Origin of the sequence: Haliscomenobacter sp., from assembly GCF_033763495.1 — a bacterium.
Taxonomy (GTDB): domain Bacteria; phylum Bacteroidota; class Bacteroidia; order Chitinophagales; family Saprospiraceae; genus Haliscomenobacter.
Window position 1 is genome coordinate 43,851 of the sequence record NZ_JANRKL010000181.1, and the last position, 14,765, is coordinate 58,615.

At 47.3% G+C, this 14,765-nt stretch carries 8 protein-coding genes; 3 read left to right on the top strand and 5 right to left on the bottom strand.

The genetic code is table 11. The annotated features are described in order from the left end of the window. Positions 1–150 precede the first annotated feature (150 nt). The 4 genes from SFV55_RS19915 to SFV55_RS19930 all read right to left on the bottom strand — a co-directional run bounded on the left by SFV55_RS19915 (position 151) and on the right by SFV55_RS19930 (position 9,835). Positions 151–1,458 (bottom strand): MFS transporter, encoded by a 1,308-nt coding sequence (locus SFV55_RS19915; RefSeq protein ID WP_320031301.1) that lies wholly within the window; start codon positions 1,456–1,458, stop codon positions 151–153. A gap of 22 nt (positions 1,459–1,480) precedes the next feature. Next, positions 1,481–2,056 carry a DUF1572 domain-containing protein gene (locus SFV55_RS19920; protein ID WP_320031302.1) on the bottom strand — a complete coding sequence of 192 codons (576 nt, stop codon included), beginning with the start codon at positions 2,054–2,056 and terminating at the stop codon, positions 1,481–1,483. Between the two features lie 15 nt (positions 2,057–2,071). Then, a complete protein-coding gene (locus SFV55_RS19925) occupies positions 2,072–8,257 on the bottom strand; it encodes a gliding motility-associated C-terminal domain-containing protein (protein WP_320031303.1) in 6,186 nt (2,061 codons plus the stop codon). Positions 8,258–8,374: 117 nt separating this feature from the next. Next, on the bottom strand, positions 8,375–9,835 hold the full coding sequence (locus tag SFV55_RS19930; RefSeq protein ID WP_320031304.1) for an aspartate aminotransferase family protein: 1,461 nt from the start codon (positions 9,833–9,835) through the stop codon (positions 8,375–8,377). A 105-nt stretch (positions 9,836–9,940) separates the two neighbouring features. Here SFV55_RS19930 and SFV55_RS19935 point away from each other — a divergent pair, with 105 nt between their 5' ends. Further along, positions 9,941–11,119: an aldose epimerase family protein gene (locus SFV55_RS19935; RefSeq protein ID WP_320031305.1), complete on the top strand. Its 1,179-nt coding sequence runs from the start codon at positions 9,941–9,943 to the stop codon at positions 11,117–11,119. A 288-nt stretch (positions 11,120–11,407) separates the two neighbouring features. Beyond that, a complete protein-coding gene (locus SFV55_RS19940) occupies positions 11,408–12,163 on the top strand; it encodes a hypothetical protein (protein WP_320031306.1) in 756 nt (251 codons plus the stop codon). 131 nt (positions 12,164–12,294) lie between these two features. Here SFV55_RS19940 and SFV55_RS19945 read toward each other — a convergent pair whose 3' ends face one another. After that, positions 12,295–13,572 carry a replication-associated recombination protein A gene (locus SFV55_RS19945; RefSeq protein WP_320031307.1) on the bottom strand — a complete coding sequence of 426 codons (1,278 nt, stop codon included), beginning with the start codon at positions 13,570–13,572 and terminating at the stop codon, positions 12,295–12,297. Between the two features lie 294 nt (positions 13,573–13,866). On the opposite strand from SFV55_RS19945, the gene SFV55_RS19950 reads away from it, so the two are divergent. Next, positions 13,867–14,748 (top strand): hypothetical protein, encoded by an 882-nt coding sequence (locus tag SFV55_RS19950; RefSeq protein WP_320031308.1) that lies wholly within the window; start codon positions 13,867–13,869, stop codon positions 14,746–14,748. Positions 14,749–14,765 lie beyond the last annotated feature (17 nt).

A 14,765-nucleotide genomic window follows, 5' to 3' on the forward strand; every position in this document is an offset into this window, starting at 1 on the left:
AATTGTAAAATGGAGTGTAAAAGTATGTAACACCTGTAATAACTGAGGTGCCCCTTTGGTTTCTTAGGTGGTGAAAGAATCTTTTTTTACCACCTAAGAAACCTAAGGCACCAAAGGGGCACCTCAGCAGGTTATTGAAAGGTTTTAGTCTTAATTCGCCTGCATTTTTTCAATGTCTTTCTTCACCGTGCGCGACGCCGCAAACAACACCACGGCCAATGCTACCCCCAAAATAGGAATGATGTACATCGCATGATGCAAACCGATCGCCTTAAATTGCTCCGATAGCTCCACAGCACCCGCCGCCTGCATAGCCCGTCGCGCAAAATGATCACTTAGTAGCCCCGTGATGACCGGGCCAAAACTTGCTCCCAGCAAATACATCGCAAAAAAATACAAAGCCATTGCTGTACCTCGCAAATTGGCGGGGATCACCTCCTGAATTGAGGCATATACGCCAGAATAATACACAAACATCAGCATGATGCCCGTACCCATCAGCAGCATAAACAACAAGGTGGCACCAGGAGGCTGATTCAAGGCCAGGAAAATACAAGGTGCAGCCAAGCCACAACAAAGGGCGGAAAGCAACAACTTGGCATCCTTGCGGCGGCGGCTCCAACGATCCGCAATCCAACCTCCGCCGATAAGGCCGAGTATGCCCACCGCCCCCAATACAATCGAGGAAATATTAGCTGCTTCTTTTAAACTCATCAAGTGGGTGCGCATCAAAAAGGCTGGCAAAAAGGAATTGATTGCATACATATTGAAATTGTGCAGCGCACCAGAAACGATTATCCATAAAATGGTAGGAATGGCGAGTACTTGCCAAAAGGGGGAGCGCTGGTTAGGAGAAACTTGCAAGGTTTTTTCCTCGGTGGCACCACGTACAGGTTCCGGCAGTTTCAAGGCCAGCAGGCCCAAGATCAGCCCAGGAATGCAGGCAAAATAAAAAGCATGCCGCCAGGTATAAACCGAAGCAATCAACCCACTCAAGCGGTAACACAAAAAGGTCCCAAGTGGCAGCCCCAGCATAAAAATGGACAGTGCCAGGGCTCGACGACGCGGTGGAAACAAGTCCCCAATCAAGGAATTGGCCGCAGGGGCACAACTGGCCTCCCCTACTCCCACGCCCAAACGGCTCACAAACATCCAGCCGAAACTGGGTGCCAAGCCGGACACTGCGGTAAGGAGGCTCCAGATGCTAACGCCTCCAGCCAGGATTTTGCGGCGACTCCTGGTGTCGGCCAAACGCCCGAGTGGCAAACCAACTGCCGCATACATCAGGATAAAGGCAGTGCCCAAGGTACCCAACAAGGCATCGTTAAGCCCCCATTCTTTTCTGATCAACTCGGCTAAGGCACCCATAATCTGCCGATCGTAAAAGTTCATCAGGTTGATGCCAAAAAGAATTCCCAGCGCGTACCAAGCGCCTTTACTTGCTTTCTCCGTTTGCATACTGATGTGGTTTGTTGTAAATTCATCTCTCCTCTTTTTCCTCCAAAAACTCATCCGTAAAATGCGCCCTGCGTTTTTCCTGCTTAAACTTATCCGCATTAAAAGCCTGGGAATCTCCTCTCGGAATGGATAAAGAAGTCCAGCTTGAATCACAGCACATTTTACCAATGAACACCATTTGCCCCACGTGGTATGGATAATGAGCCAATTGTCGGTTGATGGCTTCCATCACTGTATGCCCCTGATTGCGGATGTAAATGATGCACTCCAGATCGGCAGGTTCAAGCGGGTTTAGGGCATCAAACAGACATTGCCAACCCGCATTCCATTTTTCAAGTAAATCCTCGCGGGAGGCGATGTCGTTTTCAAATTCAGCATCGCGATCCCGCCATTCCTTTTCCCCATCGCTGTTTAAAAAATCTGTCCAGCGCGACAGCATGTTGCCCCAAAGGTGTTTGACAATGGTGGCAATGCTGTTGCTTTCGGGATTATATTGCCAAAACAGTTGTTCATCATTGAGTTGAGCAATGGTTTTATCGCCTAACATTTTATAATAGGCAAACTGTTTTTTCACACTTTCGAGATATTCACTACTCATAACCGGATTGTTAAACTAACGCAATAGAGTTACTTCCCCCCGAACCAGGGCATTCCCAGGCCCCTTATCATCCACATATTCGATGCGGAACCAATAGATGTAAACACCATGTGGTGCTTTTTGACCCCGAATGAATCCGTCCCAGCCCGTATTGATATCTGTAGAGCGGAAAGCCTGGTTCCCCCAGCGGTCAAACACCTGGATTTCATAGGCTGTTACCCGCACATTTTCATTGAGGTAAGGCCGGAACGTTTCGTTGGTGCTGTTGCCATCGGGAGAGAAAGCATTGGGGGTAAAGGTTTTAAACACGATGCATTCCCGCAAGCTTAAAGTCATCGAGTCCGTATCTGCACACCGACCATTGGAAGCACGGACCCAGTAGGTTCCAGCGAGGGTAGCCGCCAGGGATTTCCCCGTACTGCCATCCGACCAAAGCAATTGAGCATTGCCACTACCGCTGGCCTGTAATACAAATGGTTTGTCATCACAAACGAGGGTATCCGGGCCAAGGTTTACGTTTGGAACCGCGTTTAAAGTGACTTTGAGACTATCACTGAATCGGCAGTTACGTTGGGTCACCTGGGCCCAATAGGTCCCGGCACTGGTGACATTTATCCCGGGGGTAGACGCACCGGTGCTCCAGCGTACCTGATCAAATCCAGTCAAAGCCCCCAGAACCAGAGTCTCACCGGTACAAAGCACTGTGTCCTTGCCCAAATTGAAACGGGGCAGAGGATTGTAAGCAATGTTGATTGAATCCCTCACCTGGCAGCGCCCTGCCGCAACCTGCGCCCAATACAAACCAGCCTGGTTCACCACAAAGGCCGGATTGTTGGAGCCATCTTGCCATTGGGTGGTCGTATTGGGTACCTGTACATTGAGTCGGAGTGTACTTCCCTCACAAAGCGTGGTATCCGGCCTCAACAAACTTTGAGGCAAATTCACGGATACGATCTTCACAGTATCCCGACGCACACAAGCATTGAGATCGATTTCCAGCCAATAAGTCCCCGTTTGGTTCAGCATTTTTGCTGCAGTAGACTGCCCGTCGTTCCAGCGATATACCCCTCCGGCAACGGTAGGATTCAGGTTCAAGGTTTCATTGTTACAGAGGGTGGTATCCCGCCCAAGCGTAAAGACAGGGTAAGGTTTGTAGGCAATTCGCACTGAATCGCTGACACTGCAACGTCCTGAACTGGCTCGTAAAATGTACAAACCCGCCGTAGAAACCACATAAGGATTGGCACTGGAATTGTCTTGCCAAAGCAGTGTAGCCCCTGGAACATTGAATTGATAGGTTTTCGTCAGTCCTTCGCACAAGGTGGTATCCTGGCCCAACAATCCTTTGGGTAAATCAATGAATTGTACCCGGATGCTGTCGCGCTTGCGGCAACCATTGACAGTCACATCTGCCCAAACCACTTCTGATTGAGTCAAGTTTCGAGTGGCAGTGGTATTGCCATTGTTCCAGCGATAAGTGGCGTTGGTAGTGGTGGCATTCAAATTGATGTTTTCTCCGGCACAGAGTGTCGTATCCCGGCCTAAGCTGAATTTAGGTTCAGGCGCAAAGGTATAAGTTGCAGAGTCGCGTTTGGTACAGCCATTAAGGGTCACATCTACGTAGTAAAGGCCAGTTTGGGTAATATTGATGCGGGGAGTGGTCGCACCAGTACTCCAACGGTAGGTTCCCCCATTGATGGCCACACTAGGGCTGTAGGATTCTCCAATGCAAAAACTGCGATTTGCGCCCAATTCAAAAGCGGGCCCCGGGCTAAAGGCAAAACGTCTTTGGTCATTGAAGGTACATCCATTCAAGGTGGCGGTTACTGCATACACACCACTCGCTTGAACACTGATGTTGGCATTGGTACTGCCATTGGACCAGCGGTAGGTGGCATTTCCTGGGGTATTGACCGTTGCACGCAAGTTGAAATTGGTGCCATCACACAAACTGGTATCCGGGCCAAGTTCAAAACGTGGAAGAGTCTGCATCCGCAGATTCACACTGTCGCGTTCTGTACAACCATTTGCACTGGCTTCCAGCCAATATACACCAGCCGTACTGGCTTGGAAGGTAGAGTTGTTGCTACCGTCTTGCCAACGGAAGGTGATATTGCTCAGGTTGGAGCGGAAGGTGAAACTTCCACCCTCACAAAAAGAAGTATCGCGCCCCAAATTTAATCCTAAAGCAGGCAACACATTGATGTTGATCGAATCCCGGGCAGTACACTGACCATCGTTGACTTCCACCCAAACCAATCCGGCAGTGGTGACCCGAAGGGCTGGCCCTGTGGTGCTGTCACTCCATAAGTACGTCCGCCCACCAGTCTTGGAGGCATCCAGCAGTAAAGATTGTCCATCACAAATGCTGGTGTCACGGCCCAAGTTAATAGCAGCGGGGCTAATGACCCGAACCTGTGTAGAATCCGAAGCAAAACAGCCCGACAATTCAACGGTCACTTTGTACTTCCCTGCTTTGCTGGCGTTGATACTGGTTGCAGTAGAACCATCCTGCCAGCGATAAATAGCTCCAACCAGATTCAAATCCGCATCCAAGACCAGATTTTGATCAGCGCACAGGGTTGTGTCATTCGTTAAATTGGGCGTAAAATCAGCGGCAGGCAACACCCGGACGGTATCCATGAGGATACAACCGTCGTTGTAAGTGACTGCCACAAAATAGGTTCCGGCCCGGGTTACATTCAGAATAGCTTTGCTACTGCCATCATTCCAACGGTAAGATTCACCAGCACTAAATGTGTTGGCATCTAAAAGTAAACTATTGTTTTTGCACAAAACTACATCTTTACCCAAAATCCCTTCATCAACATAGTCGACTGGGGAGTCAAAAACCCAGTTTTCGTTGCTGTTGCTGATGTTGGTACTGTTGGCACCAGCCAGAAATTGGGTAGAACCTACACCACGTTGGTCCCGCATTTGTACAAAATCCGCCACTACTTTTCCTCCATTCATGATCACTTCAGCCTTGTTGCCACTTACTGTTGAACGGAGTTCAATAGGGTTACAATTGTTACCAATGACCTGAAAATATTCATTGACGGTTTGGTCATATAGCACATCCAAATCATAGGTTTTTCCAGCACTAAATATTAATGAGTCGATTACATTAATCCCCAAAAGGATTCCACTATTTCGAAATTCAATCCGATTAAAACGATTGGTTTTAGGGGCATTCCCTGGAGAATGTGGTATAAAATAAGGCACTAACGTTGAGGTTCCCTTAGGGTTGGAAAACAACACATTGTGAAAGGTCGCATTGTTATTGGAAAAAAAGGATGGATTAGTATTGGTGAACTCCAGCAGTGAAGTCCCCGCGTCAATCATCGCTGTTTCTGCTACAAACATCGTGTGAAAGTTGGTAAAACCATTGCCATTTAAACGGATATGGCTTTTACCCAGCTTCACTATTTGTTTGTTAAAATGATAATGAGTAATCCAAAATAGATCAGCCGTTATCGGCTTATCATTTGAATTGAACTCGCCAGATCGCACATATAAGTTGGAAGTACTGAGGCTATCTTGTAACAGCCAGGAGCCATTGCCATAGATGACGGTATTAAAAGGTCTAAATCCAGAAGTTTGAATGGTATTTCCGGTTAGATTTCCCCGAAGACTCAACTCAGTAATTGAAGACTCGGCTCTTGGATTTGGTAAATTAACTGAACCGAAGGCATTCAAAACCCACATCCTTAAGATGGGATTGTTGCTTACCCCACTCCAGCTCATGTTGCGGCAATAGGCAAAACGGCTGTAGTTGTTGACTTGTTGATCGGGGCCATTGAATGAATTGGCGTCGAAAAAAACGTTGTCCTTGGCAGTAGGAATACACTCACCGCCAGAGCCTCCACTACTTTTTGACCAGTTGACTGGATCGAACCAATCGCCATTGCCGCCTTTTCCAACCCAATACAAATCTCGTCCCGCCAGTTCATTGATGGTCCAACCTTCGTTGTTGCCCAGGTCAATTGAATTGTTGGCAATGGCCGGTCCCACTCCAATGCGCTTGATGTCCTGGATCATCAAGCGTTGAGTTGTAATGGGCTTTGTGGCATTGAGAATCGCTTGTCCACCATTTCCTGCAGAGCGCAGTTCCACCATTCCGTTGCATACATCGGGGACAATCAGCTCGCCCAGTGTAAAAGTGTCCTGGGCATTGATCTGAAAGGCATAGTTGACATTGAAAAACTTGACCACATTGGCGGAATTGCTACCATAATTCCAAAATGTAGCCGTAGTAGTTATCGTATCAAAGTGTTGTTTATGTCTAGAAAAGTTACTGAGCGTACCATCCCCTCCTGCAAATTCGACCACGTTATAGGTCAGGTCTGGAGCATTTACATTGGCACTCGAGACCATGTATCCATACTGGTTGCTGAAACGAATGATTGATGTACCTGCATCCAGCGCAATTTGCAGAGAGTTTATGTTCCATTCCAAGTTATTGAAATTCAATGGCTCCCGATTGCGCATGATCCAAAGGCTGCTACCTAGGCTAAGTTTGCGTGGCTGATTTTCACGGGAGAGCAAGTTGCGGGTGATCACACGTTGATTGGCGGTCGAAAAATCACCTTGAATGAAATAAAAGGTATTGAACACAGATAAGCTATCGGTTAAAGCCCAGGTTCCAGAACCTGCCACATAAATGTCTTTGTTAAAAATACGCCCAGCAGAAGTGATGGTATTGCTGACATTGGCGCCTTCGAAATAAAAATCGCCCTGGAAGTTTTGTCGCAAGGAAGTGATAAAAACCAATGAACCGAAAATGTGCATGGCTTTGGTTTTGTCGCCAGCAAGTGTTGGAGCCCCCGTGGCACCAGTCCAGCTCATATTGCGGCAATAAGCATTTTCGATATCGATGGTTACAGTTATGGCATTGCCTGAATTGGCGTCAAAAAACACATTATCACCAGCGGTAGGGACACAGGCACCGCCAGTTCCTCCACTGGTGAACGACCAATGGGTGGGATCACTCCAATTCCCATTGCCACCGACCCAAAAGAGGTTATTGTTGGATTTTTCAACAATGGTCCATCCGCTATTGTTGCCCAGGTCAGCGGCACTGCGCACCACAAAGCGGGCCCCGCCAGACGCTTTTACATCTTTGAGTGAGACAAAATCACCAGTAATTGAGTCGGCCGATGCTTCAAAAGTGAACTGCGTACCAGAAACACTACTGAAAATCTGAATGGGGGAAATACATTGCCCCACTGCGTTCAACTTCTTTAACCGATAGGTGAATCCAGCCTGAAACTTGAAATTTTTACCAGGCCCTAGGATGAGGTTGTCAAAATTGACCGAACCTTCCACCTCACTATCTGTGCGCATTTCAAGGGTTGTCAAATTGATTGTACCGCCGGTTTCGCTGATCAATCGGCCTTTTCCCTGGGTACTGGAAAATAACACAGTACCCAAATTGAGGTTCCCGACACCAGTAACCCGCAAAAAGGGTTTATTTGAATTCAGTTCTATAACCGAAGTTCCGGGCACCACACTCAAATTGCCGCGCTTGAACTCGACCACTGCGGAATCGTACTGATACAAAACACGGGAGGTATAAAAAGAACCTGTGACCATAATGCGACTACTCCCCAGATCGAGAGCTACTGCTGCGCCTGGATTAACGAACCAACGTTTGCAACTCATTGCCTGATTTCCGGTATTCAAACTCCCCGCATTTATGAGTAAGGTCGAATCCGTTTGTAAAGGCGATTGCAAAGTCCAGCCTCCACCCGCACCATTAAAGGTAACCAATTGCCTGATGCGGTGACCTGCCATAAGAATGGTTTGCCCCGTGGTATTGGCCAAAAAATTGACCGCGCCCCGAAACGAAAACACCATATTCGCGCTCAACCTTAAGGAACCGTAAACATTGAGAATATACCCTGCTGGAGCGGAAAAAGTAGGGTTATTGGTTGCTGCTTCCCAGTTCATATCCAGGCAGAAAATCGATTGATTGTTGACGTTCACGACCTGGTTGGGTGCAGTAAAGGAGTTGGCATCAAAAAAAACCCGGTCACTGGGGCTTGGTACTACGTTGTGACGGGTAGCACCACCACTGGCTGTCGCCCAGTGGCTGATATCGGACCAGTCACCGCTACCGCCTACCCAATGATAGTCAACCGCTTGGGCCTGTTGAGCCAGCACAAGGATCATGATTGTTAGCAAAAGGAGTCGAAACATGGTCTTTTAGGTTTATGGGTTAATATTGGGTTGAGAAGTTGAGGAGTTGAAGAGTTGAAGCTTCCGCAGCGGCTTAGACAAGGGTATTGTCAAAATCGCTGCTGTCGTCTCAGCTCCTCAACTCTTCAACTTTTTATTGCCGAATCGTCCCCACCAAAGTAGGAAACGGTTCAAGAGGCCCATCCACAAGGGCGGTTCTGGCAAAGTAGAAGATGTCTCGGCTTCTTCGACGAGGCTGGTTTTGGAAAAATCGTATAAATCTTCAAAAATTTTGCGCACGTTTTGTTCAACCATCCCTCGAAAAGGAATTCGCGCCATCAAACCGTACAAGGCGGCATTACCTTTTGCGGTTTCACCTGGATTGTTTTTTGCAAAGAGAATTGAGGCTTTGAGGTCTTCAATGTAAGTGTCAATCACTGGGATGTTCTGGCGCATTACAGTCAAATGAATGGAGTTGGGCAATTGTTGACGGTCCAACATCCATCCTTTTTGTTCCAATTGATCGGCCACTACAAAAATATCAGGCTGGTTTCCACGAGTTGTATAGGTGATGATGTTCATCACTGGCGTGCCCAAAATACTTATTTCTGGAATTTCGGACAAGGCTTTTTTAATTTCCTGAGTAGCTTGCATGATTTCCTGAGTAATCTGCAAATAACCATCTTGTCCCAGTGCCTGCATGGCCGACCAGGTAGCAGCAATCGCTCCACCAGGGCGCGACCCCATCAAGGTGGGTGAGGCATAAATCCCGCCTGGCCAATCGGTGGCTATGTAAAACTGGTGTTTCAGGTAGTTCATATTTCGGTACAAAAGCACCGAAGCGCCTTTGGCACCATAGCCAAATTTGTGAGCATCGGCGGAAATGGAAGTAACTCCTGGCACCCTGAAATCGAAAAGATCAACGGGGTATCCCAATTTTTCTACCCAGGGCAATAAAAATCCCCCGATGCAACAATCAACGTGAAAGGGTACCTTTTTCTGCAGTGCCAAATCAGCAATCTCGACAATTGGATCCAGCGCCCCGTGTGGGTAAGTAGGTGCAGAGGCGGCAATGAGAATGGTATTGCGCGTAATCAGTTTACTCAACTCCTGCGGCTGTGCCCTCATTTCAGCATCAATCGGCGCTTTTTTCACCTTGATGTTGAGGATATGGGCGGCTTTTTCAAATGCAGGATGGATACTATCTGAAGTGACGATTTCTGGTTCAGTAATGTGAGGGAAAACTTTGCGGGCTCGCTCCCGGTAAGTGTATACCGCCAGGAAAATACTTTCTGTCCCGCCCGAAGTCATGGTGCCCGTCACATTTTCATCTCCATTCAATAGATTGGCCGTCATTTGAATCACCTCCAACTCCATTTTTTTCAAACTTTGAAAAGCAAAAGGATTGAGGTAGTTTTCGGAAAAAAAGCTACTGTAGGCCTCAGTCAGGAGTTCCTGGTGGGCATCATCCACGTAATACACCATACTCCAGGCACGGCCTGCTTTCCAGGAAATGTCCTTTAAATGTAACTTTGACAATTCATCAAGAATAGTATCTTTATCGCGGCCTTGGGCAGGAATGGAAATTCTTTCGGACATGCAGTAAACTGTTTTAGCGTTCGGAAAAATACAATACCTTCCCAGCTTTATCATGCGAACTGCATAAACTGGTCATTTTTTTTAACCATTGATAATCGCAAGCAAATGAAAAACAAACAAAAAGCACTCATCGGATTCGCGCTTTTTAGCCTGATTGCCCTGAGTTGTCAACCGAAAGCAAAAGAAAAAGAAAACACTGAAATGGAATCCAAGAAGGAAATGGCCTACCGCCTACCCGATCCTAAAAATTTCGAAAAGACCCACCAGGGTAAAAAAATTGAATTGTTCATCCTGAAAAATGGCCCGATCCAGGCAGCCATTACCAATTACGGCGCCCGGATGGTTGCTCTGTTGGTGCCCGACAAGGATGGCCGGGACATCGATGTCTTGACGGGATACAACAACATCGACGACTACCTCAAGACGGAATCTTACTTTGGCTGCGTGGTAGGTCGTTATGGCAACCGAATCGCCAAAGGCAAATTCACGCTCAATGGCAAAACCTATACCCTGGCCACCAACAACGGCGCCAATCACTTGCACGGAGGACCAGAAGGTTTTTGTAAAAAAGTATGGGATGCCAAACAAATCGACAGCAGCAGCGTAGAATTCAGCTACCTGTCCAAAGACATGGAGGAAGGTTACCCTGGCAATTTGCAGGTGAAAGTGATTTATCGCCTCACTGCTGACCGAGGCGTAGAAATTGAATACAGCGCTACCACCGACAAACCAACCGTACTCAACCTCACCAACCACAACTACTGGAACCTGGATGGCGAGCGCGACACCAGCATCAACGACCACCTTTTGCAGATTTTTGCCTCCAAATACACTCCTGTTGATGCAACCTTGATCCCAACAGGTGAGCTGGCTTCGGTAGAGGGTACCCCCTTTGATTTCCGCAAACCTACCGCCATAGGTGATCGGGTGGATGCCGATCACGAGCAAATCAAGTATGGCAAGGGTTATGACCACAATTTTGTGGTAATTCCTCAAAAAGTAGCTGCAGGTGAGTTGCCCCTCATTGCAACGGTGCTTAGTCCCAATAGTGGCATCAAAATGGAAGTATTGACGGCAGAGCCCGGCATTCAATTTTATGGTGGCAACTTTTTGACCGGGGCCCAGGTGGGCAAAAGTGGACAGGCCTATGTGTTCCGTTCAGCATTGTGTCTGGAAACGCAGCACTTCCCTGATAGCCCCAATCAGCCCAATTTTCCAACGACTACCTTGAATCCGGGACAAACGTATAACACGCGGACGATTTATCGGTTCCCTGCGCAGTAATGGCCTAGGGCCGTGTTTCTTTTACGATGCATTGCCCTGATTAATATTAACACAGTCAAAGCGGCATTTTTTTATCACAAAGGGAAAAGAGAGGGCGCAAAGGACACAAAGACTTTTAACGTCTAACATTGTGCCCTTTGTGTCTCTTGGTGTTTTCTTTGTGAAATAAAATGTCGCTTTGGCCTGATTCAAAAAAAATAGAAACCTTTGTGTTCTTAACAACAAAATTCAAGCTTAATTTGTAAGGTAAACTTTGATACACCTATTTTTGGTGCCCAATCTTGTTGTATGATCTTATACCCCGATTCCTATCTTTTCTCCGAGGAAAATCAACTGGAGCTCAACGGGCAGGTGATTCATCACCAACATGCCTGGCTGCTGAGCATTGGGGATGAAGAACTGGATTTGATGTTTGAAAATGGCTGGCGGCGGGCAGGCAATATTTTTTACCGGTACTCTTACGATACTCACGAAGACATAACGACCGGAGCAGGTCCGCTACAAGTGCTCCCTCTTCGGATACCGGTCAATCATTTCACGCTCACCAAAAGCCAGGCCAAAATCTGGCGGAAAAACGAAAACTTTCACTGGAACCTGGTTTCCGGGCGCCCCACCGATGCACATCACGAACTTTTCCTCCTGCACCGCGAGCGCTTTGTGCGCAATGTGCCCGATAGCATTTTTGACTTCATCAGCACCACCCATGAAAGTTTGCCAACCAGAGGTTTGATCCTCGATGTTTATGATGAGGAAAAACTGATCGCAAGCAGTTTGATCGACCATACCCCTAAATCCATGTCAAGCATTTATGCCATGTTCCATCCCGATTACGGGGCATATAGCCTTGGAGTGTACACGATGCTGCTGGAGATTTACAGTTGTCGACAGTTGGGTAAGCCGTATTACTATCCGGGCTTTGCCCACCACGAGTCTTCGTTTTACGACTACAAAAAACGATTCAACAGCCTGGAGTGGTTGGATTGGAAAGGGACTATGGATTGGTTGCCATATGAGCGTTTGAGGGAGAAGACGGAAAGGGAGTAGGATAAATGGCTTGATGTTATTTGCTTATCTGGCAATTGATAACATTTGAGTAAAAAGTACATGATTTGCAAGTTTTGAAGTGCGCAACCCTTCAAAAATTAGTTTTAGTTCATTGCCCCCTCCAGGCCCAATCAATACCCATACTTCTTCTTCCACAACCCCCGCAACCAGCCTCGAGTTTTCTCCTCAGTTGGATTGGCGGCTGGTTCAAACAATTTTGTCCCGCTCAATTTTTCTGGCAAGTATTCCTGCTCCACGAAGTTACCTGGAAAGTCGTGGGAGTATTGATAGGCTTTCCCGTAGTCCAACTTTTTCATCAACTGAGTGGGTGCATTGCGCAGGTGTAGGGGTACAGGCTGATTGCCCTGAGCATGTACCAATTCCTGAGCTTTAGCAATGGCCAGGTAAGCTGAGTTGCTTTTGGGGGAAGTAGCCAGGTAAATGACCGCTTGTGATAAAATGATCCGGGCTTCCGGCAAGCCGACCGCCTGTACGGCCTGGAAGGCGGTGGTTGCCATGAGTAACGCATTGGGATTGGCCAGGCCAATGTCTTCCGCCGCTGCAATGACCATCCGGCGAGCGATAAACTTCACCTCTTCTCCCCCTTCAATCATCCGGGCCAACCAATAAACAGCCGCGTTGGGGTCGCTCCCCCGAATGGATTTGATGAATGCCGAGGCAACGTCATAATGTTGCTCCCCTCCCTTGTCATAACTGGCAATGTGTTGTTGTAAGATATTGGTGATGATGGCATCATCTACCACTATTTCTCCTTCTACATTTGAGGCTTGGCTAGTCACCAACTCCAGGATATTGTACAACTTTCGGGCATCTCCGCCAGAGTAATGCAATAGTGCATCATAACTATCGAAACGTACTTTTTTGTGTTTCAGGTATTCGTCCTTTTGCAGCGCGTCTTGAATGAGTTGCATCAATTGATTGGTTTCAAGCAATTTAAGCACATAGACTTGGCAACGCGACAAAAGAGCTGGGATCACTTCAAAGGAAGGATTTTCAGTCGTTGCACCTATTAATGTCACCACACCTTTTTCTACCGCTCCAAGCAAAGCATCTTGTTGAGATTTGCTAAAGCGATGAATTTCATCGATGAACAACAATGGGTTGGGTTTGCCAAAAAAGCGTTGTTGCTCGGCTTTTTGAATGGTATCCCGCACATCCTTGACCCCCGCAGCGATTGCACTAAGGCTATAGAAAGGCCGGCCCGTTTCTTTGGCCAGGATGTTGGCCAGGGTTGTTTTGCCCACTCCCGGAGGCCCCCAAAGGATAATCGAAGGCAAAAAACCCGCAGCCAAAGCCTGGCGCAACACCGAACCCTCCCCTACCAAATGTTCCTGCCCGAGATAATCCGCAAGGCGCAACGGGCGCATTCTTTCTGCTAATGGCTGCATTTTTTTTGATTTGTGTTTTTAGTGTCAAAATCTCAAAACGAGGTGAAAAATATTACAAAAAACAGGAATCATAACAACTTTTGTTGTACTTTAGCAGTCTCAATTCAGTATTAAGGTTTTACCTGAGGTAATTCCAACTTCGCGAGAGCATCTACCTATCTGAATCTACCCTCTTTTGGTTTCATTTTGAAGAACAGCAAGCACCGCTGAGTATATTTTTTTTTGTTATACGCAAAAAACACAATTGTACTCAATCTGCCCCCATCGGTGAGTTGCACAAACTATGAGAAAACTATGGCTGCTAACATCAGTCACCTGAAAGTAATGGGGCAAAGCGCTGCTTTGGCAGATGATGTTGTTTTGCGTTGGTTACCCAAACAACAATTGTGGATTGATCCAACCCGATTCAACCAAATAAGTGGTGAAAACGGGCTAAGAATCAGTATTTTACCAGGCTCTTTTTGCGATACCCAAGGCCGAATCATCACCGAAAGAGTTGAACTTGAACTAGTAGAAATTGTCCACAAAGCCGGAATGTTACTGGCGGCAATGCCCAGTACATCCAGAGATGGGGTTTTTGAGTCGGCGGGAATGTTTAGTCTGCAGGCAAAAAAAGGTGAACAGCATTTAAAACTGATCAAGCCCCTCCAAATTACCTGGCCAATTTACAATTTGAACGCCAAACCTGCTTCCTTGCAAATCGTCACATTATCCATGGCCAGTACCCGTTCGTTCAGTGCGGCTGCGGAGCTGGATTGGATTCCCTTTTTCAACAAACCTACTCCGGTACTCAAACAGCAAGGGCAACGCTGGCTAAAATTTGAACTCACCCAGTTGGGGTGGTTCAGCGCCCATTTACCCCTGTCCAGAGAAGGGCTCAAATCCATGTTGAGCATCCGTTATCAGGATCAGGATTTTGAGCACAAGCAGGCTTTTTTGGTGTTCCGCAACCACCAGTCGGTGGTCAAACTTTTTCCCTACGACCAAAAATTCTGCGCCTTCAACATTCCCCGCCGGGCACCCGCTTGTGTGGTCATGTTGGCCTGCAAAAGCGAACGTTATTTCCTGGGGCATACCTGTTTTGACGGGCATTATGCCAACAATTTGACACTGCAACTTGAGGAAGTGGAAAAGGGCCTCCTGCCCCAACATTTGTTTGCGATCGTCAATCGTTAAGGGGCGATAAAATAAGT

Bases quoted from the DNA above. Each gene is read 5' to 3' on its own strand.
- SFV55_RS19940 (WP_320031306.1), top strand. From the start codon at position 11,408: ATGATCTTATACCCCGATTCCTATCTTTTCTCCGAGGAAAATCAACTG.
- SFV55_RS19915 (WP_320031301.1), bottom strand. From the start codon at position 1,458: ATGCAAACGGAGAAAGCAAGTAAAGGCGCTTGGTACGCGCTGGGAATT.
- SFV55_RS19930 (WP_320031304.1), bottom strand. From the start codon at position 9,835: ATGTCCGAAAGAATTTCCATTCCTGCCCAAGGCCGCGATAAAGATACT.
- SFV55_RS19935 (WP_320031305.1), top strand. From the start codon at position 9,941: ATGAAAAACAAACAAAAAGCACTCATCGGATTCGCGCTTTTTAGCCTG.
- SFV55_RS19945 (WP_320031307.1), bottom strand. From the start codon at position 13,572: ATGCAGCCATTAGCAGAAAGAATGCGCCCGTTGCGCCTTGCGGATTAT.
- SFV55_RS19950 (WP_320031308.1), top strand. From the start codon at position 13,867: ATGGCTGCTAACATCAGTCACCTGAAAGTAATGGGGCAAAGCGCTGCT.
- SFV55_RS19925 (WP_320031303.1), bottom strand. From the start codon at position 8,257: ATGTTTCGACTCCTTTTGCTAACAATCATGATCCTTGTGCTGGCTCAA.
- SFV55_RS19920 (WP_320031302.1), bottom strand. From the start codon at position 2,056: ATGAGTAGTGAATATCTCGAAAGTGTGAAAAAACAGTTTGCCTATTAT.